Origin of the sequence: Pseudomonas sp. B22(2017) (assembly GCF_002113105.1) — a bacterium.
GTDB classification, from domain to species: Bacteria; Pseudomonadota; Gammaproteobacteria; order Pseudomonadales; family Pseudomonadaceae; genus Aquipseudomonas; species Aquipseudomonas asiatica.
In genome coordinates, this window is the sequence record NZ_NEJN01000008.1 from 50,592 (window position 1) to 76,113 (window position 25,522).

Annotated in this window: 24 protein-coding genes; 15 read left to right on the forward strand and 9 right to left on the reverse strand. The window is 63.8% G+C overall.

Annotated elements, in window-relative coordinates; genetic code table 11:
• The first annotated feature begins 58 nt into the window (after positions 1–58).
• From CAG18_RS17080 to greB, 4 genes are all read left to right on the forward strand, one after another.
• The gene (locus CAG18_RS17080; protein ID WP_015269704.1) at positions 59–1,465 is read left to right on the forward strand and encodes a transglycosylase SLT domain-containing protein; all 1,407 of its coding nucleotides are present in this window, start codon (positions 59–61) and stop codon (positions 1,463–1,465) included.
• Positions 1,466–1,601: 136 nt separating this feature from the next.
• Positions 1,602–2,015, forward strand: coding sequence for a DoxX family protein (locus CAG18_RS17085; RefSeq protein WP_031324761.1), 414 nt, complete (start codon positions 1,602–1,604; stop codon positions 2,013–2,015).
• A 249-nt stretch (positions 2,016–2,264) separates the two neighbouring features.
• Entirely contained in the window at positions 2,265–2,573 is a 309-nt protein-coding gene (locus tag CAG18_RS17090) for a hypothetical protein (protein ID WP_054572841.1), read from the forward strand.
• An 11-nt stretch (positions 2,574–2,584) separates the two neighbouring features.
• A complete protein-coding gene (greB, locus tag CAG18_RS17095) occupies positions 2,585–3,058 on the forward strand; it encodes a transcription elongation factor GreB (RefSeq protein ID WP_061551414.1) in 474 nt (157 codons plus the stop codon).
• 126 nt (positions 3,059–3,184) lie between these two features.
• Here greB and CAG18_RS17100 read toward each other — a convergent pair whose 3' ends face one another.
• Both CAG18_RS17100 and CAG18_RS17105 read right to left on the reverse strand, forming a co-directional pair.
• Positions 3,185–5,692, reverse strand: coding sequence for an ABC transporter permease (locus tag CAG18_RS17100; RefSeq protein ID WP_085721242.1), 2,508 nt, complete (start codon positions 5,690–5,692; stop codon positions 3,185–3,187).
• Positions 5,692–6,375: an ABC transporter ATP-binding protein gene (locus tag CAG18_RS17105; RefSeq protein WP_003259775.1), complete on the reverse strand. Its 684-nt coding sequence runs from the start codon at positions 6,373–6,375 to the stop codon at positions 5,692–5,694. The genes CAG18_RS17100 and CAG18_RS17105 overlap by 1 nt, the downstream gene beginning before the upstream one ends.
• A gap of 10 nt (positions 6,376–6,385) precedes the next feature.
• Between CAG18_RS17105 and CAG18_RS17110 the strand changes: the two genes are divergently transcribed.
• The 3 genes from CAG18_RS17110 (at position 6,386) to CAG18_RS17120 (ending at position 8,429) form a co-directional block, all read left to right on the forward strand.
• Positions 6,386–6,991, forward strand: coding sequence for an arylesterase (locus CAG18_RS17110; RefSeq protein WP_015269709.1), 606 nt, complete (start codon positions 6,386–6,388; stop codon positions 6,989–6,991).
• Positions 6,992–7,049: 58 nt separating this feature from the next.
• Positions 7,050–7,340 (forward strand): hypothetical protein, encoded by a 291-nt coding sequence (locus CAG18_RS17115; RefSeq protein WP_013971899.1) that lies wholly within the window; start codon positions 7,050–7,052, stop codon positions 7,338–7,340.
• Between the two features lie 111 nt (positions 7,341–7,451).
• Positions 7,452–8,429, forward strand: coding sequence for a L,D-transpeptidase family protein (locus tag CAG18_RS17120; RefSeq protein ID WP_003259779.1), 978 nt, complete (start codon positions 7,452–7,454; stop codon positions 8,427–8,429).
• Positions 8,430–8,561: 132 nt separating this feature from the next.
• On the opposite strand, the gene oprI is transcribed toward CAG18_RS17120, so the two are convergent.
• Positions 8,562–8,813 carry an outer membrane lipoprotei OprI gene (oprI, locus tag CAG18_RS17125; RefSeq protein ID WP_003259780.1) on the reverse strand — a complete coding sequence of 84 codons (252 nt, stop codon included), beginning with the start codon at positions 8,811–8,813 and terminating at the stop codon, positions 8,562–8,564.
• A 510-nt stretch (positions 8,814–9,323) separates the two neighbouring features.
• On the opposite strand from oprI, the gene CAG18_RS17130 reads away from it, so the two are divergent.
• Entirely contained in the window at positions 9,324–9,605 is a 282-nt protein-coding gene (locus tag CAG18_RS17130) for a GNAT family N-acetyltransferase (protein ID WP_003259781.1), read from the forward strand.
• Between the two features lie 132 nt (positions 9,606–9,737).
• On the opposite strand, the gene CAG18_RS17135 is transcribed toward CAG18_RS17130, so the two are convergent.
• Positions 9,738–10,814: a 3-deoxy-7-phosphoheptulonate synthase gene (locus CAG18_RS17135; protein WP_013971901.1), complete on the reverse strand. Its 1,077-nt coding sequence runs from the start codon at positions 10,812–10,814 to the stop codon at positions 9,738–9,740.
• Positions 10,815–11,045: 231 nt separating this feature from the next.
• Between CAG18_RS17135 and CAG18_RS17140 the strand changes: the two genes are divergently transcribed.
• The 3 genes from CAG18_RS17140 (at position 11,046) to cysB (ending at position 13,719) form a co-directional block, all read left to right on the forward strand.
• Complete coding sequence (locus CAG18_RS17140; protein ID WP_085721243.1) at positions 11,046–11,993, forward strand: putative 2-dehydropantoate 2-reductase; 948 nt, start codon at positions 11,046–11,048, stop codon at positions 11,991–11,993.
• 124 nt (positions 11,994–12,117) lie between these two features.
• A complete protein-coding gene (locus tag CAG18_RS17145; protein ID WP_015269711.1) occupies positions 12,118–12,615 on the forward strand; it encodes a universal stress protein in 498 nt (165 codons plus the stop codon).
• 129 nt (positions 12,616–12,744) lie between these two features.
• Positions 12,745–13,719 carry an HTH-type transcriptional regulator CysB gene (gene cysB, locus CAG18_RS17150; protein WP_013971904.1) on the forward strand — a complete coding sequence of 325 codons (975 nt, stop codon included), beginning with the start codon at positions 12,745–12,747 and terminating at the stop codon, positions 13,717–13,719.
• A 139-nt stretch (positions 13,720–13,858) separates the two neighbouring features.
• On the opposite strand, the gene CAG18_RS17155 is transcribed toward cysB, so the two are convergent.
• From CAG18_RS17155 to CAG18_RS17175, 5 genes are all read right to left on the reverse strand, one after another.
• Positions 13,859–14,593 (reverse strand): phosphoadenylyl-sulfate reductase, encoded by a 735-nt coding sequence (locus tag CAG18_RS17155; RefSeq protein ID WP_015269712.1) that lies wholly within the window; start codon positions 14,591–14,593, stop codon positions 13,859–13,861.
• A 166-nt stretch (positions 14,594–14,759) separates the two neighbouring features.
• The gene (pabB, locus tag CAG18_RS17160; protein WP_085721244.1) at positions 14,760–16,103 is read right to left on the reverse strand and encodes an aminodeoxychorismate synthase component I; all 1,344 of its coding nucleotides are present in this window, start codon (positions 16,101–16,103) and stop codon (positions 14,760–14,762) included.
• A 212-nt stretch (positions 16,104–16,315) separates the two neighbouring features.
• On the reverse strand, positions 16,316–17,296 hold the full coding sequence (locus CAG18_RS17165; RefSeq protein ID WP_085721245.1) for an alpha-L-glutamate ligase-like protein: 981 nt from the start codon (positions 17,294–17,296) through the stop codon (positions 16,316–16,318).
• Positions 17,296–18,831 carry an inactive transglutaminase family protein gene (locus CAG18_RS17170; protein ID WP_013971908.1) on the reverse strand — a complete coding sequence of 512 codons (1,536 nt, stop codon included), beginning with the start codon at positions 18,829–18,831 and terminating at the stop codon, positions 17,296–17,298. The genes CAG18_RS17165 and CAG18_RS17170 overlap by 1 nt, the downstream gene beginning before the upstream one ends.
• Positions 18,832–18,836: 5 nt before the next feature.
• On the reverse strand, positions 18,837–19,373 hold the full coding sequence (locus CAG18_RS17175) for an ATP-dependent zinc protease (RefSeq protein WP_023662146.1): 537 nt from the start codon (positions 19,371–19,373) through the stop codon (positions 18,837–18,839).
• A gap of 329 nt (positions 19,374–19,702) precedes the next feature.
• Here CAG18_RS17175 and CAG18_RS17180 point away from each other — a divergent pair, with 329 nt between their 5' ends.
• The 4 genes from CAG18_RS17180 to acnD all read left to right on the forward strand — a co-directional run bounded on the left by CAG18_RS17180 (position 19,703) and on the right by acnD (position 25,381).
• Positions 19,703–20,419 carry a GntR family transcriptional regulator gene (locus CAG18_RS17180; protein WP_013971909.1) on the forward strand — a complete coding sequence of 239 codons (717 nt, stop codon included), beginning with the start codon at positions 19,703–19,705 and terminating at the stop codon, positions 20,417–20,419.
• Complete coding sequence (prpB, locus tag CAG18_RS17185) at positions 20,416–21,306, forward strand: methylisocitrate lyase (RefSeq protein WP_085721246.1); 891 nt, start codon at positions 20,416–20,418, stop codon at positions 21,304–21,306. The genes CAG18_RS17180 and prpB overlap by 4 nt, the downstream gene beginning before the upstream one ends.
• A 167-nt stretch (positions 21,307–21,473) precedes the next feature.
• Complete coding sequence (gene prpC / locus CAG18_RS17190; RefSeq protein ID WP_013971911.1) at positions 21,474–22,601, forward strand: 2-methylcitrate synthase; 1,128 nt, start codon at positions 21,474–21,476, stop codon at positions 22,599–22,601.
• Positions 22,602–22,792: 191 nt separating this feature from the next.
• Positions 22,793–25,381, forward strand: a complete 2,589-nt coding sequence (acnD, locus tag CAG18_RS17195; RefSeq protein WP_085721247.1) for a Fe/S-dependent 2-methylisocitrate dehydratase AcnD — start codon at positions 22,793–22,795, stop codon at positions 25,379–25,381.
• Positions 25,382–25,522: the final 141 nt, after the last annotated feature.

Genomic DNA, 25,522 nt, shown 5'->3' on the forward strand with positions numbered 1-25,522 from the left:
TCTCTCTTGGCGGTGCAACCCCATGGATGCCGCTCACCGACCACGGACACGTTTTCGCATGCAGCGATGCTGGCTCATTTTCCTGCTGATGCTTGGGCTGACCTTGACCGGGCCTGCCCACGCGCGCGTGCCGGGACCGCAGCAGAACATCGCGCCGGCCAAGGTCCGTGACCTGCAACAGATTCGCACCAGCCAGGTGCTGCGGGTGCTGGTCAACCAGAGCCGCAACAGCTCCGGTGAGGTCAAGGGCGAGCCGGTCGGCATCGAATACTATCGCTTGCGTGCCCTGGAGCATTACCTCAATGCCCGCGCCGCCGACGGCCAGGAGATCCAGCTCAAGCTGATCCCGCGGGCCAAGGAGCAGTTGCTGGGCGCCCTGGCCCGTGGCGAGGGCGACCTGGCCGCGCCGGGCGAGCTGCTCGACCCCGCCGTGGTGCGCGGGGTCAGCAGCAGCGCACCAGTGCTCGACCAGGTGCCGCTGCTGCTGGTGGGGCGCAAGGGCGAGCGCAGTTTCAGCCATGTCGAGCAGTTGTCCGGGCGTACCGTGGCCCTGACCAGCGCCAGCGCGGCCGGCCCTTTGATCCAGCAGGTCAACCAGCAGCTGGCGCTGCGCAAGCGCGCGCCGATCAAGGTGGAGTGGGTCGACTCGACCTTGGCGGTGGAGGATGTGCTGGAAATGGTCCAGGCCGGCATCTATCACCTGACCGTGGTCGAGCAGCCGATCGCCCGGCGCTGGGCCCGGGTGATGCCGCGCCTGCGCCTGGACAGCCGCGTAAAACTGGGGGCGCCGCAAGCCATGCGTTGGTATGTGAGGCCCGATGCGCCGCAGTTGCAGGCCACGGTCGATCGCTTTCTGCAGGGCTACCGCGCACCGGACAACCAGGACGCCGCGTTCGAGCGCATCTACCGCCGCCAGTACCGGGTGCACGACCCCTTGGCCAGCAAGAATCGCCAGCGCCTGACCGCACTGCGGGCGGTGCTGCAGAAACACGGTGAGGCGCAGCAGATCGACTGGCTCAACCTGGCCGCGCTGGCCTTCAAGGAGTCGACGCTCAACCCGGCAGCGCGCGGCACCGGAGGGGCCCATGGCCTGATGCAGATCACCCCTTCGGCGGCGCAGCGCGTGGGGGTGAGCAACACCGCCACGGTGGATGGCAATGTCCAGGCCAGCGCCCGTTACCTGGCGCTGATCCGGCGCAAGTTCTTTGCCAGCGCCAAAATCAACGAGCGCGAGCGCATGGCCTTCGTCCTGGCGGCTTACAACCTGGGGCCCGAGCGGGTCCAGGCCATGCGTGCGGAGGCGCGGCGTCGCGGGCTGAATGGCGACCAGTGGTTTTTCCAGACCGAACGTATCGCCATGGAGCAGGTGGGCATGGGGCCCGTCAACTTCGTCAATAGCGTGAACAAGTACTTTGTAGCGTTCAACCGGGAGCGTGCCGCGCTGGAGCGTGTGGCTAAACGTTGATAAATCGATTTTGTCGATTGCTATGTTGGGTTTTTTGCGATTTTCATATCTATCGAATCGATTATGATGGCACCCATCCCAACACAACTTTCCCGCTTCAAGGAGTCTTCGACATGAACACGCTACCCTCAACGCTCTGTTCTCCACCCGCGCCGGCGCTGGCCTGAGCGTCATCCGTATCCTGGTCGGCATCATCTTCATTGCGCATGGCGCGCAAAAACTGTTCGGCATGTTCGGTGGCTATGGCCTGGAAGGCACTGGCCAGTGGATGGAGAGCATCGGCCTGGCCCCGGGTTACCTGATGGCCCTGCTGTCCGGTAGTGCCGAGTTCTTCGGCGGCCTGGCCCTGGTGATCGGCCTGCTGGCCCGCCCGGCGGCCCTGGTGCTGGCGGTGACCCTGGTGGTGGCGATCCTCTCGGTGCACATCGGCAACGGCCTGTTCATGTCCAACAACGGCTATGAGTTCGGCCTGGCCCTGCTGGCTGGCACCGTCGCGGTGCTGATCGAAGGCGCTGGCCGCTTCTCGCTGGACCGCCTGATCGCCCGGTAACGACAGCTGCACGCTACAAGCAACAAGCCGCAAGCAAGAGCAGACCGAGTATTGGCCTGCCACAGCTTGCGGCTTGTTGCTTGCAACTTCCAGCTCATGGCTCTAGCATACCGTCTGCGCCGATTTAAACAGCTACTTGCGGGGCGCAGGAAAGCCCCTCTCCGGGTCATCCGAAATACCGCTAAAGCGCTGGTTCGGTGACGCCTCCCACCGCTGCCCAGCGGGATTCGCGAGGCGGAGAGAAGCTCCATGAGTTGCCCACGTACCAGTGTCTGTTTGAGCCCCTTGCCTGCCAGCCAGGCGTCCCGCACACCGCGCATCCTGCTCGGCGGCCAGCATCAACCCACTCTTTTGCGTCACCTTGAAGGCCTGTCCAGGCGCAAGGGCCAGGCGCGGGCCTTTCTGATCCAGTTTGCCGATAGCGGCTGCCACCTCGCGCAGTATGGCAATGACCGTTTCGACCTGGCCGTGATCCAGGCCCCGGCGCCGGACGAGGCCGCAGATATCATCGGCCACCTCACCCGTATCGCGCGTCAAGGCTTGATTACCCGCCGCTGAGGAGCGCGCTGTTGAGTACCAATATCATCACCACGGAAGGCCATGAGGCGCTGAAGAAAGAACTGGACCACCTGTGGCGGGTGTACCGCCCGGAGATTACCCAGAAGGTTACCTGGGCGGCCTCGCTGGGCGACCGCAGCGAGAATGCCGACTACCAGTACAACAAGAAGCTGTTGCGCGAGATCGACCGCCGGGTGCGTTACCTGCGCAAGCGTCTTGAAGATGTGAAGGTGGTGGCCTACTCGCCGCAGCAGGAGGGCAAGGTGTTTTTCGGTGCCTGGGTGGAGATCGAGAACGACGACGGCGAGACCATGAAGTTTCGCATTGTCGGGTATGACGAGATCTATGGGCGCAATGACTACATCTCGATCGACTCGCCCATGGCTCGTGCCTTGCTGAAGAAGGAGGAGGGTGATGAGGTGGTGGTGCACACACCTACCGGTGAAGCGACCTGGTATGTGAACAGCATCAGCTACGGGCAGTGATCTGATGTTGCCTGTTATGGCCCTATCGCCGGCAAGCCAGCTCCCACGGGGATAGCGCATGCCTCGAGGCCGATGCGGTCGAGGTGGGAGCTGGCTTGCCGGCGATAGGGCCCTGACAGGTAAGTCTCACCCTTCCCGCAAGACCGCCAGCGGGCTGGCATTCAACGCCCGTCGCGTCCCCAGCACCCCCGCACCACCTACCAGCAGCGCCCCTGCCAGGGGCAACAGCAGCAACCACACATGCGGGCTCCATTGCAGGTCGAAGGCATAGCGGTACAGCACCAGGGTAATCAGCTCGCACCCGAACGCCGCCAGCAAGCCGCTGGCCGCACCCAGCAAGCCGAACTCGATCCGCCGCGCCTTGACCAGCAATGGCCGCGCTGCGCCCAGCGCACGCAGCAAGGCGCCCTGGCGGATACGCTCGTCCAGCGTCGCCTGCAAGCCAGCGAACAGCACCGCCAACCCGGCTGCCAGCACGAACAGCAACACATACTCGACCGCCAGGGTCACCTGGGCGAGGATGCTGCGCAGCTGATCGAGCAAGGCGTCCACCTGCAGGATGGTCACTGCCGGGAATGCCCGTGACAGCGCCACCACATCCAGGTCATGGCCCGGTGCCAGATAGAAGCTGGTCAGGTAGGTGGTCGGGAGCCCCTGCAGCGTGCCGGGTTGGAAGATCATGTAGAAGTTCGGCTGGAAGCTGTCCCAGTGCACGCTGCGCAGGCTGCTGACCCGTGCCTGGCGTTGCTGGCCGCCGATGTCGAAGGTCAGCAGGTCACCCAGTTGCAGCTTCAGGCTGTTGGCCAGTTCCGCCTCCACCGACACACCGGGGATTTCATCTTCGGCGGGCAACGCCTGCCACCAGTTGCCGCCTGTCAGTGCGTTGCCTTCGGGCAGTTCGGCCGCCCACGTCAGGCTGAGGTCGCGCTGAACGGCGCGCTCACCTGCCGAGTCCTTGCTGACCACCTGCTGCACCGGTTGCTCGTTGATTTTTACCAGGCGGCCGGGTGTCACCGGGTACAGCGGCGCCGAGGTGGCATTGACCTGCTGCAGGTGTTGGGCGAAGGGCTCACGATCATCCGGCAGGATGTTCAGGGCGAAATGGTTGGGTGCATCTTTGGGCAGCTGCGCTTGCCAGGTGTCGAGCAGTTCTGCGCGCAGCAGCGCGACCAGGGCCATGGCCAGCAGGATCAGGCCGAAGGCCAGGGCCTGGCCGGCAGCGGCCATGGGGTGGCGCAGCAGTTGGCCCAGCCCCAGTCGCCAGGTCAGTGGTGCCCCGGCCAGCAATTGGCGCAGGCTGCGCAAACCGAGCAGCAGCAGGCCGCCGAGCAGCAGCGTGGCGACCAGGCCGCCACCGAGCAGGGCGAAGGTGAGCAGCAGGTCGAGGCTCAGGCGCCACATGATCAGGCCCAGGGCGAACAGGGCCGCACCGTACACCAGCCAGCTGCTGGGCGGTATCGGCAGCAGGTCGCGGCGCAGCACGCGAAGCGGCGGTACCTGGCCCAGCGCGGCAATTGGCGGCAGGGCGAAACCGGCCAGGGCTACCAGCCCGGTAGCGATGCCGGCCAGGGCTGGGACGATGCCGCCTGCAGGCACCACGCTTGGCAACAGGCCATGCAGCAGGCGGAACAGGCCCAGTTGCGCCAGCCAGCCGAGCAGGGCGCCGGCCAGCGCGGCGACCAGGCCGAGCATGGCCAGCTGCAGGCAGTACAGGCCCAGTGCCTGGCGGCGCGAAAGGCCCAGGCAGCGCAGCAGGGCGCTGGCGTCCAGGCGGCGTGCGGCATAGCGGCTGGCCGACAGGGCCACGGCAACGCCTGCCAGCAGCACCGCCACCAGGCTGGCCATGTTCAGGTAGCGCTCGGCCTTGCCCAGCGCGCCGCCGACCTGCTGGTTGCCATCGCGGGTGTCGCGCAGGCGCTGGTTGGCGGCCAGGTCCTTTTTCAGTGCCCCGCGGTACTGGGCCAGCGCTTCGGCATCGCCGCGCCACAGGTCGCGGTAGGTGACCCGGCTGCCCGGCTGGACCACGCCGGTGGCTTGCAGGTCGGCCAGGTTCATCATTACCCGTGGGGTAAGGCTGTAGAAGTTGTTGGCGCGGTCCGGTTCGTAGGTCAGTACGCGGCTCATGCGCAGCGTCTTCATGCCCACGTCGATGCTGTCGCCAACCTTCAGCCCCAATGCCGCCAAAAGGCGTGGTTCGACCCATGCTTCGCCAGGTGCCGGGCCGCCGCCCGGGGTTTCTGTGGCATAGGGCTGCGCAGCACTGCGCACTTGCCCGCGCAATGGGTAGGCACCGTCGGCAGCCTTGACGCTGGACAGCTGGATGCCGTTGTCGCCGCCGACCACGCTGGTGAACTCGACGACCTGGGCGTGGCGCAGGCCCAGTGCCTTGCCGGCCTCGATCTGCTGGTCGCTGGCCGGGGCGCTGCCCTGCAGCACCAGGTCGGCACCAAGGAACTCGCTGGCGCGCAGTTGCATGGCGCCGTTGAGGCGGGCACCGAAATAGCCGATGGCAGTGCTGGCCGCGACCGCCACCAGCAGGGCGAAGAACAGCACGCGCACTTCGCTTGCGCGAATGTCGCGCAGCAGCTGGCGCAGGGCCAGGCCGCACAGGCGGGACAGCGGCATGTGGGTCATCAGGCCTCCGCCGGGGCCACCAGGCGGCCCGCATCCAGGCGAATCTGGCGGCGGCAGCGCCGGGCCAGGCGTTCGTCATGGGTAACCAGCACCAGGGTGGTGCCGCGCTCCTTGTTCAGTTCGAACAGCAAGTCGCTGATGCGTTCGCCGGTGTGGCTGTCGAGGTTGCCGGTGGGTTCGTCGGCAAACAGCACTGCCGGTTGCGCGGCGAAGGCGCGGGCGATGGCCACCCGTTGTTGTTCGCCGCCCGAAAGCTGGCGCGGAGTGTGGCTCAGGCGCTTGCCCAGACCGACCCGTTCGAGCAGGGTGCGCGCGTGTTCGCGGGCATCGCGGCGGCCATCCAGCTCCAGCGGCAGCATGACGTTCTCCAGGGCATTGAGGCTGTCGAGCAACTGGAACGACTGGAACACGAAACCCACATGTTCGGCGCGCACCCGCGCGCGCTGGTCTTCATCCAGCGGCCCCAGGTCGTGGCCAGCAAGGATGACCTTGCCGGCACTGGGCTGGTCGAGGCCGGCGAGCAGGCCGAGCAGGGTCGACTTGCCCGAACCCGAGGCGCCGACGATTGCCAGGCTGTCGCCTTGGGCCAGGTCGAGGGACAGGGCGTGCAGGATGGTCAGGTCACCTTCCGCGCTGGGGACCACTTTGCTAAGGTTCTGCGCAACGAGAATGCTGGGGCCCATGGAGAATCCGATGCGAGTGTGGTGGTTGAGTGCCGGTCTGGCCCTGTATTGCCTGGCCCAGAGCGCGGCGGCGGGAACACTGCTGGTTGTCGGCGATAGTATCAGCGCCGGTTTTGGCCTGGATACCCGCCAGGGCTGGGTTTCCCTGTTGCAGACCCGCCTGCGGGACGAAGGTTTCGACGACAAGGTGGTCAATGCATCGATCAGCGGCGACACCAGTGCAGGTGGCCAGGCGCGGCTGCCGGCGCTGCTTGCAGCGCACAAGCCGAGCCTGGTGGTACTGGAACTGGGCGGCAACGATGGCCTGCGTGGGCAGCCGCCAGCGCAATTGCAACAAAATCTTGCCTCGATGATCGAGAGCTCGCGCAAGGCCGGTGCCAAGGTGGTGCTGCTGGGCATGCGCCTGCCACCCAATTATGGCGTGCGCTACACCACCGCCTTCGCCCAGGTGTATGAGCAGCTGGCGACGGAAAAACAGGTGCCGCTGGTGCCGTTTTTCCTCGAGGGGGTAGGGGGCGTGCCTGAGTTGATGCAGGCGGATGGCATTCACCCGGCCCAGGCCGCCCAGCAGCGCCTGCTGGAAAATGCCTGGCCGGCGATAAAACCCTTGCTGTGACGCTTTAAACGGCGCCGGCTTTCGGCTAATGTTGCGCCCCCCGTTTCGAGTGCCACCGATGCCGCGCCCTGCCTGGTCCCTGTATGCCTACCAACTGATCGAGCCTGATGAGCAGCTCGACCTGTTCGCCTGCCAGGAAATCCGCGTCCACCTCGTGGCCCGCCAGCTGGAGCTGGGCGTGCCGGCCGACCGCACTTTGTGCGGTGGCCTGCTGCCGGCGCAACCGCGCTGGTCGGGGGTGCCGCGCTCGATCTACCGCGATGGCCGCCTGTGCGACCTGTGCCGCGCCATCCTCGATGCCCAGCGGCGCGGCATGCGCCCGGTGTGGCCAGAGCTGCAGGGCGGCTGAACGCCGCACCTTTCATCATCTGAAACGCTTGCATGGCGCCAATGCCTCCCGCTTGCATCGGCGCGGGTGTACAATCGATTCTCTTGACCCACCTTTCGAAGGATTTACCGGATGTTGCCGCGCTTTCCTGCCGTCACCCGTAGCCTGTCCCTGGCCGCCCTGCTGGTAGCAGGCCCCGCTGCTGCGCTGGAGCTGCCACTGCCACCACCCGGTGAAGACATCATCGGCCAGGTGCATGTGATCAAGGCAAAGTACGAGGACACGTTCGCCGATATCGGCACTGCCAACGACCTCGGCTACCTGGAAATGATCGCCGCCAACCCGGGCGTGGACCCGTGGTTGCCAGGTGCCGGCACCGAGATCATCCTGCCGACCCGCTACATCCTGCCGCCTGGCCCGCGTGAAGGCATCGTCATCAACCTGGCCGAATACCGTATGTACTACTTCCCGAAAGGGCAGAACGTGGTGCATACATTCCCGCTGGGCATCGGTCGTGAAGGCTGGGGTTCGCCGATCGCCAATACCAAGATCACTGCCAAGACGCCAAACCCGACCTGGACTCCGCCAGCGTCCATCCGTGCCGAGCACGCGGCTGACGGCGACATCCTGCCGAGCGTGGTGCCGGCTGGCCCGGACAACCCGCTGGGGCCGTTCAAGTTCACCCTCGGCGTGCCGGGCTACCTGATCCACGGTTCGAACAAGAAGTTCGGCATTGGCATGCGTACCAGCCACGGTTGCTTCCGCATGCTCAACAACAACGTGCTGGAACTGTCGAAGATGGTGCCGGTGGGTACGCCGGTGCGCATCATCAACGAGCCCTACAAGTTCGGTATCAGTGGTGGCAAGGTCTATCTGGAGGCGCACACGCCGCTGGACGACCAGGGTAATCCGTCGGTGGTCGATAAACACACTGCTGTTATCAATGCCTTGCTCAAGCGAGAAGACCTGGCCAATAACCTACGCATGAACTGGGACATGGTGCGTGATGTGGTGGCCGCGGAAGATGGCATGCCGGTGGAAATTGCCGTACCGACCGAAAACCAGGGTGGTGCGCCAATGGTTTCGAGCATTCCGCCCGAACTGCAGTAAGGTAATTGCGACACACCCGGGCCTGCCTTAGTGCAGGCCTTTTCGTTTCTGCCTGGCGCGTTTGCCTTGTGCGCAGGCAATAAAAAAGCCGACCCACAAGTGGGTCGGCTTCATAACAATCCGTGAGGATTATTACTTGCGGCTGGCTTTGTCCAGCATACGCAGAGCGCGCTCGTTGGCTTCGTCAGCGGTCTGCTGAGCCTTCTGAGCGGCTGCCAGTGCGTCGTCAGCCTTACGGTAGGCTTCGTCAGCACGAGCTTGAGCGCGAGCTGCTGCGTCTTCAGTCGCAGTCAGACGAGCTTCGGTTTCTTTGGATACGCTGCTGCAACCGGTAGCCAGAACTGCGGCCAGAGCCAGAGCAGAGAATTTCAGAACGTTGTTCATCGTGTTCCCCTTCAAGGACTTTCTATTAAATAGCCATCTCTCGGAAAAGAGAAACTGGCCGGCGTACATAGTACCCATTACTTGTAGTAAGTAAACTGACTAAGCGCAAGAACTGCAAAAAAAATGTTGCCTGACGCCTTTTCGACAAGATTTGCGGCACGCTCCGTGAAAAAAACGTGCAGGGCTCGCAAGCGACTGTAGTACAGGAACTTTTTTGTTGAACTAAGGGTGACTCTAACTGTCTGCCAGCGTCTTAAGCCCTAGTACATCCGGTTGCTGCAGGGCGCGCGGTCAAGAATGGCATTTGGCTGCATTTTCGCCATTTTTAACCGCCACCACCTTGAGCAATCCTGCCTGCGGCGCCTACTATCTTGTGAGTGCCAGAAGATCCGAACGATTGCAATCGTCCAGTGGTCGAAGTGGGCAACAGGTGGCGTAGAGGATTCTGTGCCGGATAAACCACCATCGGTTAAGGTATGGGTCTGCCGAGAAGACCTGCGAGGAGTAGTGATGAGCGAAGCGCTGACCATCCATCATGACCAGGCCGGTCATCAGTTCGAGACCAGCGTGGACGGTCATCGTGCCTATCTGACGTACATGGACCTGGGCAAGCAGACGCTGGACATCTATCGCACCTTCGTACCCAACGCCCTGCGCGGCCGCGGGATTGCTGCCGCCCTGACCGAGCGGGCCCTGGAGTATGCTGAGCAGATGGGCTACACGGTGATTCCGTCCTGCTCGTACGTGGAACGCTACATGGAGCGCCAGCAGCGGCATTCGAGCAAGGTCTGATTCTGTATAAAAAAGCGGGGCCGCTTCGCGCCCCATCGCGACACAAGGCCGCTCCTACAGGAAATCGCATAACCCTGTAGGAGCGGCCTTGTGTCGCGATGGGGCGCGAAGCGGCCCCGCTCTTTTATTGCATCAGCCGCGCTTACGCTGCGGCAGCACATCCTTAAGCTTGGCACGCATGCTGCGCAGGGTCTTCTCGGTAGCCGACCAGTCGATGCAGGCATCGGTAATCGACACGCCATACTGCAGCTCGTCCAGGTTCTTCGGAATCGACTGGCAGCCCCAGTTCAGGTGGCTCTCGACCATCAGGCCGATGATCGACTGGTTGCCTTCGAGGATCTGGTTGGCAACGTTCTCCATCACCAGTGGTTGCAGGGCCGGGTCCTTGTTGGAGTTGGCGTGGCTGCAGTCGACCATGATATTGGCCTTGATCTTGGCCTTGGCCAGGTCCTGTTCGCAGAGGGCGACGCTGACCGAGTCGTAGTTCGGCTTGCCGTTGCCGCCGCGCAGTACCACGTGGCCGTACGGGTTGCCCTTGGTGGTGACGATCGACACGCCGCCTTCCTGGTTGATGCCGAGGAAGCGGTGCGGCTTGGATACCGACTGCAGGGCGTTGATGGCAACGGTCAGGCCGCCGTCGGTGCCGTTCTTGAAACCGACTGCCGAGGACAGGCCCGAAGCCATCTCGCGGTGGGTCTGCGATTCGGTGGTGCGGGCGCCGATGGCCGACCAGCTGATCAGGTCCTGCAGGTACTGCGGGGAAATCGGGTCGAGCGCTTCGGTGGCGGTCGGCAGGCCCATTTCGGCCAGGTCCAGCAGCAGCTTGCGGCCGATGTGCAGGCCATCCTGGATCTTGAACGAGTCATCCAGGTACGGGTCGTTGATCAGGCCTTTCCAGCCGACGGTGGTACGCGGTTTTTCGAAATACACGCGCATGACCAGGTACAGCGTGTCGGACACTTCCTCGGCCAGCACTTTCAGGCGCTCGGCGTACTCGTGGGCGGCCTTGATGTCGTGGATCGAGCAAGGGCCGACCACGACGAACAGGCGATGGTCCTTGCCGTCGAGAATATTGCGCACCACTTCACGGCCGGCAGTCACGGTCTGCAGGGCCTTGGCGCTGAGGGGGATTTCCTTCTTGAGCTGATCGGGTGTGATCAGGGTCTCGTTGGAGGCAACGTTCAAGTCATCGATCGGTAAATCAGCCATCGTGTTACTCGTCAGGTCACGGGTGCCGGCCGCCAACTATCCCCGTGCGGCCCAGCAGCAAGAATAATCGCAGCGGGGAGCCGAACCTTAGCGCGTTACAGGTGGCGCGACAATGGGCTGGGCCCAGTCCGTGTGGGGTTTTTCCGAGATGGCAGGTGTTTGCCGAGCATGGGCTGCCCAGCGCCGCGCAACCTGTGTAAAAAGAGGGCTAACATTTACCAGGAGATCGGCATGCATCCGCACACACCACGTATCGGCATCATCGGCAGTGGCGCCATCGGCGGCTTCTATGGGTTGATGCTGGCCCGGGCCGGCTTCGATGTGCATTTTCTTTTGCGCAGCGAGTACGAGGTTGTCCGCAAGCAGGGGTTGACCCTGGAAAGTGCCGAGCATGGCAAACTGCAGACAAAGGTGCAGGCCTATTCCAGTGCCGCTGGCATGCCGCCCTGCGACTGGCTGCTGGTGGGTGCCAAGGCCACCAGCAATGACCAGTTGGCGCCGCTGATCGTGCAGGCGGCTGCACCGGGCGCCAAGGTGGTGCTGTTGCAGAATGGTCTGGGCGTGGAGGAGCAGTTGCGTCCCGCCTTGCGCAGCGACATGCACCTGCTCGGCGGCCTGTGTTTCATCTGCGTCAACCGCCAGGCGCCCGGCGTGATTCGCCACCAGGCCCTGGGCGCGGTCAACCTCGGCTACCACAGCGGGCCGGCAAACGATGGCGGTGCCGCGCTGGTCAATGAGGGTGCTGAGCTGTTCCGGGCTGCGGGCATCGACTCGCAGGCCATGCCCGACCTGGCCCAGGCACGCTGGCAGAAGCTGGTATGGAATGTGCCCTATAACGGCCTGTCGGTGCTGCTCGGAGCCAGCACCACGCCGTTGATGGCCGACAGTAATGGCCGTGCCCTGATCCAGGCCTTGATGGCGGAGGTAGTACAAGGCGCGGCGGCATGTGGCCATGTGTTGCCCGAGGGATATGCCGAGCACCTGTTCCAGGTGACCGAGCGCATGCCCGACTACTGGCCCAGCATGTACCACGACCATGTCCACAAGCGCCCGCTGGAGCTGCAGGCCATCTATGCCGAGCCGTTGGCACAGGCGCGTGCGGCAGGCTGCCACTTGCCGCGCATGGAGATGCTGTATCAGGCGCTGGCTTTCATCGACCGGGGCGAACAGCCCCGCTGAGGGTGGCTCTGGCCCCGTCGGGGCGCTCCAGCCCGCATCGGCAGCGCGCCGGACGGCAAAGCGTGCGTCCGGCGCGCTGCTAAGCTGAAGCTTGCTCTGCCGCAGCGGCAGTCGAGGAGGTCGAATGATCCACTCCATGCTGTATGCCACCGACCTCGGTGTCTACGCCCCTTTTGTCATGCAACACGCGCTGGCGCTGGCGCGCACATTTGGCGCCGAGTTGTATGTGATCCATGCGGTGGAGCCCATGGGCCAGTTCGCTGAATCTCTCCTGCAGAGCTACCTGGATGAACAGACGCTCGACCAGTTGCACAGCCAGGGGGTGAATACGGTGATGGCCAATATCGAGCAGCGTGTGCTGGAAAACTTTCGCGACGAACTTGGCGAGGAGGCTGACCTGGCAGTGATCAAGGCAGTGCGGGTACGCCAGGGCGACCCAGCGCAGGTGATCCTCGACCAGGCACAGCGGCTGAGCGTCGATCTGCTGATTTTCGGTAGCCATAGTGCCGGCGCCGGCGTGGATGTGCCATTGGGGCGCACGGCGGTACGGCTGCTGCAGCTGTCGCCGGTACCGGTATACATGGTGCCGCTGGCGCAGCATTTGGGGCGTAGGAAAGCATGAAGATGGCCGTAGGCCATTTCGGGGTGGTATGTAACAAAATAGTTCTAGATTTATTTCCAGAACCACTAATATAGTTATATATCGTCGCCGCCTGCTGCCGCGGACTCATCGCTGAACCGAGGGAAACCTATGAAGCTTCAACAACTGCGCTACATCTGGGAAGTGGCGCACCATGACCTCAACGTCTCCGCGACGGCGCAGAGCCTGTATACCTCCCAGCCAGGTATCAGCAAGCAGATCCGCCTGCTCGAGGATGAACTGGGTGTTGAAGTCTTTGCCCGCAGCGGCAAGCACCTGACCCGCGTTACCCCGGCCGGTGAGCGCATCATCAATACCGCCGGCGAAATCCTGCGCAAGGTCGAAAGCATCAAGCAGATTGCCCAGGAGTTCTCCAACGAGAAGAAGGGCACGCTGTCCATCGCCACCACCCACACCCAGGCGCGTTATGCCTTGCCGCCGGTGATCAGCAACTTCATCAAGCAGTACCCGGAAGTGTCCTTGCACATGCACCAGGGTTCGCCCATGCAGATTGCCGAAATGGCTGCGGACGGTACGGTCGACTTTGCCATCGCCACCGAGGCGCTGGAGCTGTTCGGCGACCTGATCATGATGCCGTGCTACAAGTGGAATCGCTGCGTGGTAGTGCCGCAGGGCCATCCGTTGACCAAGCTGCCAAAGCTTACCCTGGAAGCGGTCGCCGAATACCCGATCGTTACCTACGTGTTCGGTTTCACCGGGCGTTCGAAGCTGGACGAAGCGTTCAACCACCGCGGCCTCACGCCGAAAGTTGTGTTTACCGCGGCTGACGCCGACGTGATCAAAACTTATGTGCGCCTGGGGCTGGGCGTGGGAATCGTCGCCAAGATGGCGGTGGACACCAAACTCGACAGCGACCTGGTGGCCCTGGATGCCAGCGAGCTGTTCGAAGCCAGCATTACCAAGATCGGCTTCCGCCGCGGCACTTTCCTGCGTGGTTTCATGTGCGACTTCATTGAGAAGTTCGCCCCGCACCTGACCCGTGAAGTGATGGCCAAGGCCATTCAGTGCCATAACAAGCAGGAGCTGGAAGACCTGTTCGAAGGCGTCGAGCTGCCGGTGCACTGATCTAGAATCGTACGGGGCCGCTTTGCGGCCCAATCGCCGGCAAGCCAGCTCCCACAGGATTACCATTGCCTGAAGGCTTGTGATGTTCCTGTGGGAGCTGGCTTGCCGGCGATTGGGGCGCGAAGCGGCCCCAGCTGTGTTATGCCTTGCTGATCAGGTTGCCCGCGTGCAACCCGCATTCCTTCTGCGTCGACTCTTCCCACCACCAACGCCCTTCGCGCTCATGCTGGTTTGGCAGCACCGGGCGGGTGCAGGGCTCGCAGCCGATGCTGATGAAGCCGCGCTCGTGCAGGCTGTTGTACGGCAGCTCCAGCATGCGGATATAACCCCACACCTCCTCGCTGGTCATCTGCGCCAGTGGGTTGAACTTGTACAGGGTGCGTTCGGGCGTGGAGAACGCGCTGTCGATTTCCACTGCAGCCACCTGGCTGCGGGTGCCCGGGCTCTGGTCGCGGCGCTGGCCGGTGGCCCAGGCGCTAACGGTGGCCAACTTGCGACGCAGCGGCTCGATCTTGCGGATGCCGCAGCACTCGCCGTGGCCGTCCTTGTAGAAGCTGAACAGGCCCTTTTCCTTGACGAACGGGTCGAGTTTGGCGCGGTCGGGGCTAAGGATTTCGATCGGCAGGTTGTACTGCTCGCGGACCTGGTCGATGAACCGGTAGGTCTCCGGGTGCAGGCGGCCGGTGTCGAGGCTGAACACCTTGACCTGCTTGTTCAGCTTCCAGGCCATGTCCACCAGCACCACGTCCTCGGCGCCGCTGAAGGAGATCCACAGGTCATCACCGAAGTGCTCGAAGGCAAGCTTGAGGATGTCCTGCGGGGACTTGTTGGCATAGGTCGCGGCCAGGGCGGCGACGTCGAAGGGTTGGCTCATCAGGCGGTTTCCATCTTGGCTGTGGCGCTGTGCGCTCGTAGTGAGGTGATGGTAACAAAAAATGCCGGGTTAGGCGGGCTTGGAGTCGGTGGCGCCTGCTCCCACAGGTACAGCACACATCTGCCAGTTGTGGGTGCGGGCGAGCCCGCGAAGCAGGCGTCGCCGATTACAAGCCCTGCAAGGTCTCCATCAACACCCGCACCTTGGCAATCGACTCTTCATATTCGGCCTGCCACTCGGAGTCGGCCACCACCGCGCCGCCGCCCCAGCAACTGACCTGCCCACCCTTGACCAGCAGGCTGCGAATGGCAATCGAGCTGTCCATCTCGCCGCGCACATCCACGTAGAGCAGTGAGCCGCAGTACAGCGCCCGGCGTGCCGGCTCCAGTTCATCGATTATCTGCATGGCGCGGATCTTCGGCGCGCCGGTGATCGAACCGCCGGGGAAGCTGTCGCCGATCAGGTCAAGGGCGTCCTTGTCGCTGGCCAACTGGCCGGTGATGCTGCTGACCAGGTGGTGCACGTTGGGGTAGCTCTCCAGGCTGAACAGCTCCGGCACCTTCACCGAGCCGATCTCGCAGGTACGCCCCAGGTCGTTGCGCAGCAGGTCGACGATCATCAGGTTTTCCGAGCGATCCTTGGGGCTGTGCAGCAGTTCCTCGGCATTGCGCATGTCTTCTGCCGGGTTGCTGGCGCGCGGGCGGGTGCCCTTGATCGGCCGGGTTTCCACCTGGCGCTGGCTGACGCGGATGAAGCGTTCGGGCGAAAAGCTCAGCAGGGCGCTGCCGTCGGCCAGTTGCTGGTAGCCGGAGAAGGGGGTGGGGCAGGCTTTGCGCAGGGCCTGGTAAGCGTGCCACGGGTCGCCCTGGCAGGGCGCGCGGAAGCGCTGGGTAAGGTTGATCTGGTAGCAGTCGCCGGCCTGGATGTAGCGCTGCACCTGGTCAAAGGCGGCCTTGTACTGCTCGGGCTGCAGGTCGCCGGCCATCGGCGCGAGTAGCTGGAAGCTGCCGCTTTCCGCGTTGTCGACACCTTCGAACAGGGCGATCAGGCGTTCCCGTTCGCTGTCCGGCAGGCTCGGGTGGAACACCAGTTGGCTGGTCGCGCACTGGTGGTCGGTCACCAGCGCCCAGGCATACAGCCCCAGTTGCGCGTCCGGCAGGCCAAGGTCGTCCACGGCCAGGCTGGGCAGGTGTTCCAGGCGGCGGCCGAAGTCATAGCTCAGGTAGCCGATCAGGCCGCCAGCAAACGGCAGCTCGCTGCCTGCGGGCAACTGCGCATGGCCCAGTCGTGCCAGGCCGGCGCGCAGGCGCTGGAGGAAGGTGCGGCCATCTTCGTCGGGCTGCGCTTGCAGGTGTTGCAGCGGCCAGGCGCTGAGCAGGTCGAAGCGCCCGCGTTCGGCGCCGGGGCGGGCGCTGTCCAGCAGGATCGCACCGGGGGCCTGGCGCAGGCGGGCGAAAAAGGCGGCAGGGTCGGGCTGGTAGGGCAGGGGGTGGAGCGTACAGGTCGGCATCAGTGTGGACGGCGATGTAAAAGCGAGGAGGGCGATTGTAGACCTGTGCAGGAAATGCGCCTAGCGCTGGGCGCGACATTCACCATTGTGTTTGGCGCCGGGGGCTGCTTTGCAGCCCATTCGCAGCACAAGGCTGCTCCTGCAGGAGATAGCGTAAACCTGTAGGAGCAGCCTTGTGCTGCGAATGGGCCGCAAAGCGGCCCCCCGGGTTGCTAGCGCGGATGCACGTGCCCGAACAAACCTTGCGATACTCGCACGCGCTGTACGGCATCTTCGCTGATGCCATCCTTGGCCAGTGCTTCCAGGTGCGCTTCGATGGCGTGGGTGCGCTGGGTCAGGCCGCAGTCGTTGGCGATCTGGATGTTCAGGCCCGGGCGGGCGTTGAGTTCGAGGATCAGCGGCCCCTTGTCCTGGTCCAGCACCATGTCGACACCGATGTAGCCCAGGCCGCACAGCTCGTAGCAGCCGGCCGCCAGCTTCATGAAACCGTCCCAGTTCGGCAACTGCACGCCATCCACCGCATTGGTGGTGTCCGGGTGCTTGCTGATGATGTTGTTCAGCCAGGTGCCGCGCAGGGTAACGCCGGTGGCCAGGTCGACACCCACGCCGATGGCGCCCTGGTGCAGGTTGGCCTTGCCGCCGGACTGGCGGGTCGGAAGGCGCAGCATGGCCATCACCGGGTAGCCCATCAGCACGATGATGCGGATGTCCGGCACGCCTTCGTAGCTGATGCTCTTGAAGATCTGGTCGGGGGTGACCCGGTACTCGATCAGTGCGCGGTCGCGGTGGCCGCCCAAGGAGTACAGGCCGGTGAGGATGCTCGAGATCTGGTGTTCGATCTCCTCGTGGCTGATGATCTTGCCCGATACCGTGCGGTAACGGTCCTCGAAGCGGTCGGCGATCACCAGGATGCCGTCACCGCCAGCGCCCTGCGCCGGCTTGATGACGAAATCGTTGCGCCCGCCGATGATCTGGTCGAGCTTCTCGATCTCTTTCTCGGTCTCGATGATGCCGTACATTTCCGGCACATGGATGCCGGCCGCCAGGGCGCGCTCCTTGGTGATGATCTTGTCGTCGACGATCGGGTACAGGTGGCGCTTGTTGTACTTCAGCACGTAGTCCGCGTTGCGCCGGTTGATACCCATGATGCCCCGGGCCTCCAGGGCTTTCCACGTCTTGATCAGGCCAAACATCAGGCGTCAGCCTTCTTCAGGAATGCCTTGAAGCGCACGAGCTCGGTCAGGCGGTAGCCGCGGTAGCGACCCATTGCCAGCATGAAGCCCACCAGGATCAGCAGCACGGCCGGGAAGGTGAACACGAAGTACACCAGCTCCGGCACCATCATCAACAGGTGCGCCAGGGAAGCGGCGAACAGGGTGCCGATGGCCACTTTCATGGCATGGCCGCCGCCACGCTCTTCCCAGGTGATGGACAGGCGCTCGATGGTCATGGTCAGGATCACCATCGGGAACAGCGCTACCGACAACCCGCGCTCCAGGCCCAGCTTGTGGCTGAACAGGCTGATGGCGGCAATCAGCACCACGACGAAGGTCAGTACCACAGACAGGCGTGGCAGCATCTGCAGCTTCAGGTGTTCCAGGTACGAGCGCAGCGACAGGCCCAGGGCGGTGATTACCGTGAACAGCACGATACCGAAGCCCAGCTGGGTCTCGCGGAAGGCCAGGGCGATCAGTACCGGGGTGAAGGTACCCAGTGTCTGCAGGCCGACCAGGTTGCGCAGCACCAGGATCACCAGCACACCGATCGGGATCATCACCATGATCATGAAGGTTTGCTGGGTCTGCAGCGGCAGGCCGTACAGCGAATATTCGAGGAAGTCGGCGTCGGTATTCTCGTCGGTCAGCTTGGCCAGACGGATGGCGTTCATCTCGCTGTTGTTCATGCTGAAGGTAACGTTGGCCTTCTTGCCGCCATCGACGGTGATCAGGTTGTCGTCACCGGTCCACCACAGCAGGCGATCGCTGGGCAGGCCCTGCTCGCCGGTGTCCGGGTTGAAGTACAGCCAGTCGGTACCGTTGAAGCTGCGCAGCCACAGTTCCGGGGTTTGCGGGGTGTCGGCCACCAGGCGGATGGTGTGCACCTTCTCCATCGGTACGTGGGCGATCGACAGCAGCAGGTCGATGACCTGGGCCTTCTTCATGGCCGAGGTGTCGCCGGCCAGCAGAAGCTTGACGTTGTCGTCGTTGAGGTTGTTGACCCGCTTGATGGTCTCGCTGACGAAGGTCTCGACGTCGGCCGAATGCTGGCGGATCGGCGCCATCAGGGCCTCGGCGGCGATCTTTTCGGGGCCTTCCACTGCCAGGCTGTCACGGAAGGTCGGGCCTTTGACCGTGGTCTTCTCGTTGCTGTAGCGCTTGGTCAGCACCAGGCGGTAGTAGAGGGTCTGGTTGCCGCTGGCGCGGCGGGCCGACCAGGTAACCTTGCGGTTGCCGTCGGCACGGTTGACGCTCACCCCGTAGTTGTTGGAGATGAAGCTCTCGTTGAGGCTGACGTAGTCGCGGTTCAGCGGTGGCACGAACATCTGCACCTTGACCGGGTCCTTGGTGCTGGCCACGAACTCGACCTTGGCGTCGATGTTCCACAGGTCGTCGGTTTCATCCTCGGTTACCGGGATGCCGAGTACGAAGATCTGATAAGCCGTGACCGCCACGCCCAACAGCACCAGCACGGTGATCAGGACTTTAAGATGGAGGGTAAGAGAGCGCATCGGGATTACTCTGCTTTGGGAGCGTCGGTGGCACAGGCAGGTTTGCCGGCCGCGTATTTAAGGCTTGGGTCGACCAGCGCGTCGAAGTGCTTGAGCGCCTCGGAGCCGATCAGCAGCGGGAACTGGAAGGCGCTGCGGTCGGTGAGGTTGACTTCGATGGTGCGCATGGCCTGGCCCATGCAGATTTCAAGTTCGATGACCGGGCGCGCGGTGTAGGCCTTGCCCGATTCAGCATCATAGTCGCCGGCCCGGCGCTTGATCTTGCTTACGCGTGCCAGCGGGCGTTCGATAGGGTGCGAATGGGCGGCGTCGATGGCCAGGTAGAAGCGCACCCAGCTTTCGCCGTTGCGCTTGAAACGCTTGATGTCGCGGGCGCTGAGCGACGCGGTCTTGGCGCCGGTGTCGAGCTTGGCGGCCACTTCCAGGTCCAGGTCGCCCAGGCGTGCATATTCGTTGAGACCGTACACGGTCTTGCCTGCGGCCTGGCCAAGGGCCGGCAGCAGGGTGAGGCAGAGCAGCAATGATGCGGGTGTAAGTCTCATATTCCTGGCGCGGTGCAGTGCAAGGTTCGGGGCTGTTTTCAAAGCCATGTTCAGAGCCGTGTTCAGGGCAAGGCGACTGGCAGCGACTGCGCAAGCTTCCTCGTTCATCTGTCAACAGCATGAATGGATGACAGACAGGCTATCCATACTCCATCGGAGGCGCGGCATTCTATCACGCCGGCGCCTTGACGCCAGCGGTGCGCGATCTGACAGCACCGGGCTGGCATTAGTTCGTTCTTAGACGATTGTCGACAATATTGATTTTGTCTTTGACTGCTTCGGTCTAATTCGCTAATTTCTGGCAAAGAGATTTTCAAGGTGTCGACAATATGCAGGACCTATCCACCCCCAGCCCGGTGCTGACAGACGAAACGGAAACCTTGTCCGAAAACGTCTTCCGGCGCATCCAGGCGGCCATCGTCAAGGGCGATATCGCCCCCGGCAGCAAGATTTCCGAGCCGGAGCTGGCGCGTACCTATGGCATCAGCCGCGGGCCGCTGCGCGAGGCCATCCACCGCCTCGAAGGCCAGCGCCTGCTGGTGCGCGTGCCGCATGTGGGGGCGCGGGTGGTGTCGCTCAATCATGCCGAACTGATCGAGCTGTACGAAATTCGCGAATCGCTGGAAGGCATGGCTTGCCGCCTGGCCGCCGAACGCATGAGCCAGGCCGACATCGACGAACTGCGCCGGGTGCTCGACACCCACGAGCGCGATGCCGCGTTCCAGGCCGGCCTGGGCTATTACCAGCAGGAAGGCGACTACGACTTTCATTACCGGATCATCCAGGGCAGCGGTAACCAGACCCTGGTCAAGATGCTCTGCGGCGAGCTGTACCAGCTGGTGCGCATGTACCGCATCCAGTTTTCCGCCACGCCCAACCGGCCGCGCCAGGCCTTTGCCGAACACCACCGCATTCTCGATGCCATCGCCGACCGTGACGGCGAGCTGGCCGAACTTCTGATGCGCCGCCACATCGGCGCGTCCAAGCGCAATATCGAGCGTCACTATCTGGACGCCCACAACAACAGCCCACGAGGTGAGAAATGACTGTGAAGAGCACCCCCGGTCAGCGTTTCCGCGACGCCGTTGCCGCTGAACATCCGCTGCAGGTGGTTGGCGCCATCAATGCCAATCATGCCCTGCTGGCCAAGCGCGCCGGCTTCAAGGCCATCTACCTGTCCGGTGGCGGCGTCGCCGCCGGTTCGCTGGGCCTGCCGGACCTGGGCATCAGCGGCCTGGACGATGTACTCACCGATGTGCGCCGCATCACCGACGTGTGCGACCTGCCGCTGCTGGTGGATGTCGACACCGGTTTCGGTGCCTCTGCCTTCAACGTCGCCCGTACCGTGCGCTCGATGAGCAAGTTCGGCGCTGCCGCCATCCATATCGAGGACCAGGTTGGCGCCAAGCGCTGCGGCCACCGCCCGAACAAGGAAATCGTCAGCCAGCAGGAAATGGTCGACCGCATCAAGGCCGCAGTCGATGCCCGTACCGATGACAGCTTCGTGATCATGGCGCGTACCGACGCCCTGGCCGTGGAGGGCCTGAACGCCGCCCTGGACCGCGCCGCCGCCTGCGTCGAGGCCGGTGCCGACATGATCTTCCCTGAAGCCATCACCGAGCTGCAGATGTACAAGACCTTCGCCGACCGGGTGAAGGCACCGATCCTGGCCAACATCACCGAGTTCGGCGCCACGCCGCTGTACACCACCGAGGAGCTGTCCTCGGTCGACGTGTCGCTGGTGCTGTACCCGCTGTCGGCGTTCCGCGCCATGAACAAGGCAGCCGAGAACGTGTACACCGCGCTGCGCCGCGACGGCACGCAGAAGAACGTGATCGACACCATGCAGACCCGCATGGAGCTCTACGATGCCATTGGTTACCACGCCTTCGAGCAGAGCCTCGATGCGCTGTTTGCCCAGAAAAAAGGTTGAGCCTGTGAGGGCCTCATCGCCGGCAAGCCGGCTCCCACAGGTACCGCACAAGGTTCGAGCCCTGTGCAGGACATTGTGGGAACTGGCTTGCCGGCGATAGGGCCGATACAGCCACCCCCGAATTAGCCAGAAAGAATCCATAACAAGTTCAAGAAAGGAGAAACACCATGGCCGAAGCAAAAGTACTCAGTGGCGCAGGCCTGCGCGGCCAGGTGGCCGGCCAGACCGCGCTGTCGACCGTGGGCCAGGCCGGTGCCGGGCTGACCTACCGCGGTTACGATGTGCGTGACCTGGCAGCCGGTGCCGAATTCGAGGAAGTCGCCTACCTGTTGCTGTACGGCGAGCTGCCGAGCAAAGCCGAACTGGCCGACTACAAGCGCAAGCTCAAGGGCCTGCGCGACCTGCCGCAAGCCCTGAAGGAAGTGCTCGAGCGCATCCCGCGTGACGCCCACCCGATGGACGTGATGCGCACAGGTTGCTCGGTGCTGGGTACCCTGGAGCCCGAACTGACCTTCGAGGCCCAGCGTGACAAGACCGACCGCCTGCTGGCACTGTTCCCGGCGGTGATGTGCTACTGGTATCGCTTCACCCACGATGGCGTGCGTATCGACTGCACCAGCGACGAAGACACCCTCGGTGGCCACTTCCTGCACCTGCTGCACGGCAAGAAGCCGAGCGAGCTGCACGTCAAGGTCATGAACGTGTCGCTGATCCTCTACGCCGAGCACGAGTTCAACGCCTCGACCTTCACCGCTCGCGTCTGTGCCTCGACGCTGTCCGACCTGTACTCCTGCGTCACCGCTGCCATCGGCTCGCTGCGCGGCCCGCTGCACGGCGGTGCCAACGAGGCGGCGATGGAATTGATCGAGCGCTTCCAGAGCCCGCAGGAAGCCACTGCCGAGCTGCTGCGCATGCTCGAGCGCAAGGACAAGATCATGGGCTTTGGCCATGCCATCTACAAAGAGTCCGACCCGCGCAACGAGGTGATCAAGGGCTGGTCGAAACAGCTCGCCGACGAAGTCGGTGACAAGGTGCTGTACCCGGTCTCCGAAGCCATCGACAAGACCATGTGGGAGCAGAAGCGCCTGTTCCCCAACGCCGACTTCTACCACGCCTCGGCGTACCACTTCATGGGCATCCCGACCAAGCTGTTCACCCCGATCTTCGTCTGCTCGCGCCTGACCGGCTGGGCGGCGCACGTCTTCGAACAGCGCGCCAACAACCGCATCATCCGCCCGAGCGCCGAGTATGTCGGCGTCGAGCAGCGCCAGTTCGTGCCGATCGAACAGCGCTGACAGGCCGTACCTGTGGGGGTCTGTTCCGGCCTCATCGCCGGCAAGCCGGCTCCCACAGGGACTGCACCAGCCTCAGGAGCAGTGCAATACCTGTGGGAGCCGGCTTGCCGGCGATGAGGCCGGAACAGCTGACACAGGGCTGCAACTAGAAAGCTATCCACGACCGTACCGTGACCGAGCCTGATAACGATATGAACACTGCATTCCGCAAGCACCTGCCAGGCACCGACCTGGACTACTTCGATGCCCGCGCGGCGGTCGAGGCCATCAAGCCCGGCGCCTACGATGGCCTGCCTTACACCTCTCGCGTACTCGCCGAAAACCTGGTGCGCCGCTGCGACCCGGCTACCCTCGACGCCTCGCTGGGCCAGCTGATCGAGCGCAAGCGCGACCTCGACTTCCCGTGGTTCCCGGCCCGCGTGGTGTGCCACGACATTCTCGGCCAGACCGCACTGGTCGACCTCGCCGGCCTGCGTGACGCCATTGCCGACAAAGGCGGCGACCCGGCCCAGGTCAACCCTGTGGTGCCGGTGCAGCTGATCGTCGACCACTCGCTGGCCGTCGAGTGCGGTGGTTTCGACCCGCAGGCCTTCGAAAAGAACCGCGCCATCGAAGACCGCCGCAACGAAGACCGCTTCCATTTCATCAACTGGACCAAGAAGGCGTTCAAGAACGTCGACGTGATCCAGCCGGGCAACGGCATCATGCACCAGATCAACCTGGAGAAGATGTCGCCGGTGATCCACAACGACCGTGGCGTGGCCTACCCGGATACCTGCGTCGGCACCGACAGCCACACCCCGCATGTCGACGCCCTGGGCGTGATCGCCATCGGCGTGGGTGGCCTGGAGGCCGAGAACGTGATGCTCGGCCGTGCCTCGTGGATGCGCCTGCCGGAAATCGTCGGCGTCGAGCTGACCGGCAAGCTGGCGCCGAACATCACCGCCACCGACCTGGTGCTGGCCCTGACCGAATTCCTGCGCAAGCAGAAAGTCGTCGGCGCCTACCTGGAGTTCCACGGCGAGGGTGCACGTGCCCTGACCCTGGGCGACCGCGCCACCATTTCCAACATGGCCCCGGAATATGGCGCCACTGCGGCGATGTTCGCCATCGACCAGCAGACCATCGACTACCTGCGCCTGACCGGTCGCGAAGAGCAACAGGTCAAGCTGGTGGAAACCTATGCCAAGGCCACCGGCCTGTGGGCCGACAGCCTGGGCGGTGCAGTCTACGAGCGCACCCTGAGCTTCGACCTGTCGAGTGTGGTGCGCAACATGGCCGGCCCGTCCAACCCGCATGCCCGCGTCGCCACCAGCGACCTGGCGGCCAAAGGCATCGCCGGCAGCTGGGAAGAAGTGCCAGGGCAGATGCCAGACGGCGCGGTGATCATTGCTGCCATCACCAGCTGCACCAACACCAGCAACCCGCGCAACGTGATTGCCGCAGGCCTGCTGGCGCGCAATGCCAACAAACTGGGGCTGGCCCGCAAGCCGTGGGTCAAGTCGTCGTTGGCGCCTGGTTCCAAGGCCGTGCAGCTGTACCTGGAAGAAGCCGGGCTGGAGAAGGAGCTTGAGCAGCTCGGCTTTGGCATCGTCGCCTTCGCCTGTACCACCTGCAACGGCATGTCCGGTGCCCTGGACCCGGTGATCCAGCAAGAGATCATCGACCGTGACCTGTACGCCACTGCCGTGCTGTCGGGTAACCGCAACTTCGACGGGCGCATCCACCCGTATGCCAAGCAGGCCTTCCTCGCTTCGCCGCCACTGGTAGTGGCCTACGCCATCGCCGGTACCATTCGCTTCGACATCGAGAAGGATGTACTGGGCGTGGTCGATGGCAAGGAAATCCGCCTCAAGGATATCTGGCCCAGCGACGAAGAAATCGACGCCGTGGTACGTGCCGCGGTCAAGCCGGAGCAGTTCCGCAAGGTGTACATCCCGATGTTCGCCATCGAGGAAGACCGTGGGCCGAAGGTGGCGCCGTTGTATGACTGGCGCCCGATGAGCACCTACATCCGCCGCCCACCGTACTGGGAGGGTGCCTTGGCCGGTGAACGGACCCTGCGCGGCATGCGCCCGCTGGCAGTGCTGCCGGACAACATCACCACCGACCACCTGTCGCCGTCCAACGCCATCATGCTCGACAGCGCTGCCGGCGAGTACTTGGCGAAGATGGGCCTGCCGGAGGAGGACTTCAACTCTTACGCTACCCACCGTGGCGACCACCTGACCGCCCAGCGCGCCACCTTTGCCAACCCCAAGCTGTTCAACGAAATGGTGCGCAAGGAAGACGGCAGCGTGAAGCAGGGCTCGCTGGCGCGTATCGAGCCGGAAGGCAAGGTCACCCGCATGTGGGAGGCGATCGAGACCTACATGGAGCGCAAGCAGCCGCTGATCATCGTCGCCGGTGCCGACTACGGCCAGGGTTCGTCCCGTGACTGGGCGGCCAAGGGTGTGCGCCTGGCCGGTGTCGAGGCGATCGTCGCCGAAGGCTTCGAGCGTATTCACCGTACCAACCTGGTGGGCATGGGCGTGCTGCCGCTGGAGTTCAAGCCGGGCACCGACCGCAAGACCCTCGGGTTGGACGGCAGCGAGACCTATGACGTGCTGGGCGCGCGTACGCCGCGGGCGACGCTGACCCTGGTGATCACCCGCGCCAACGGCGAGCGCCTGGAGGTGCCGGTGACCTGCCGCCTGGACACCGCCGAGGAAGTGTCGATCTACGAAGCCGGCGGCGTGCTGCAGCGCTTCGCTCAGGACTTCCTCGAAGCGACCGCCTAATTGCAGGGGGCCGCTTTGCGGCCCATCGCCGGCAAGCCAGCTCCCACAGGGATTGCACAATCCTGCAGCCAGGTGGGTTCCTGTGGGAGCTGGCTTGCCGGCGATGGGCTGCATGGCAGCCCTGGGTTTTCATGTCTATCA

Coding starts and splice junctions, on each gene's coding strand:
- CAG18_RS17080 (WP_015269704.1), top strand. CDS start 59: ATGCAGCGATGCTGGCTCATTTTCCTGCTGATGCTTGGGCTGACCTTG.
- CAG18_RS17090 (WP_054572841.1), top strand. CDS start 2,265: ATGAGTTGCCCACGTACCAGTGTCTGTTTGAGCCCCTTGCCTGCCAGC.
- CAG18_RS17100 (WP_085721242.1), bottom strand. CDS start 5,692: ATGACCCACATGCCGCTGTCCCGCCTGTGCGGCCTGGCCCTGCGCCAG.
- CAG18_RS17105 (WP_003259775.1), bottom strand. CDS start 6,375: ATGGGCCCCAGCATTCTCGTTGCGCAGAACCTTAGCAAAGTGGTCCCC.
- CAG18_RS17110 (WP_015269709.1), top strand. CDS start 6,386: ATGCGAGTGTGGTGGTTGAGTGCCGGTCTGGCCCTGTATTGCCTGGCC.
- CAG18_RS17115 (WP_013971899.1), top strand. CDS start 7,050: ATGCCGCGCCCTGCCTGGTCCCTGTATGCCTACCAACTGATCGAGCCT.
- CAG18_RS17120 (WP_003259779.1), top strand. CDS start 7,452: ATGTTGCCGCGCTTTCCTGCCGTCACCCGTAGCCTGTCCCTGGCCGCC.
- oprI (WP_003259780.1), bottom strand. CDS start 8,813: ATGAACAACGTTCTGAAATTCTCTGCTCTGGCTCTGGCCGCAGTTCTG.
- CAG18_RS17130 (WP_003259781.1), top strand. CDS start 9,324: ATGAGCGAAGCGCTGACCATCCATCATGACCAGGCCGGTCATCAGTTC.
- CAG18_RS17135 (WP_013971901.1), bottom strand. CDS start 10,814: ATGGCTGATTTACCGATCGATGACTTGAACGTTGCCTCCAACGAGACC.
- CAG18_RS17140 (WP_085721243.1), top strand. CDS start 11,046: ATGCATCCGCACACACCACGTATCGGCATCATCGGCAGTGGCGCCATC.
- CAG18_RS17145 (WP_015269711.1), top strand. CDS start 12,118: ATGATCCACTCCATGCTGTATGCCACCGACCTCGGTGTCTACGCCCCT.
- cysB (WP_013971904.1), top strand. CDS start 12,745: ATGAAGCTTCAACAACTGCGCTACATCTGGGAAGTGGCGCACCATGAC.
- CAG18_RS17155 (WP_015269712.1), bottom strand. CDS start 14,593: ATGAGCCAACCCTTCGACGTCGCCGCCCTGGCCGCGACCTATGCCAAC.
- pabB (WP_085721244.1), bottom strand. CDS start 16,103: ATGCCGACCTGTACGCTCCACCCCCTGCCCTACCAGCCCGACCCTGCC.
- CAG18_RS17165 (WP_085721245.1), bottom strand. CDS start 17,296: ATGTTTGGCCTGATCAAGACGTGGAAAGCCCTGGAGGCCCGGGGCATC.
- CAG18_RS17170 (WP_013971908.1), bottom strand. CDS start 18,831: ATGCGCTCTCTTACCCTCCATCTTAAAGTCCTGATCACCGTGCTGGTG.
- CAG18_RS17175 (WP_023662146.1), bottom strand. CDS start 19,373: ATGAGACTTACACCCGCATCATTGCTGCTCTGCCTCACCCTGCTGCCG.
- CAG18_RS17180 (WP_013971909.1), top strand. CDS start 19,703: ATGCAGGACCTATCCACCCCCAGCCCGGTGCTGACAGACGAAACGGAA.
- prpB (WP_085721246.1), top strand. CDS start 20,416: ATGACTGTGAAGAGCACCCCCGGTCAGCGTTTCCGCGACGCCGTTGCC.
- prpC (WP_013971911.1), top strand. CDS start 21,474: ATGGCCGAAGCAAAAGTACTCAGTGGCGCAGGCCTGCGCGGCCAGGTG.
- acnD (WP_085721247.1), top strand. CDS start 22,793: ATGAACACTGCATTCCGCAAGCACCTGCCAGGCACCGACCTGGACTAC.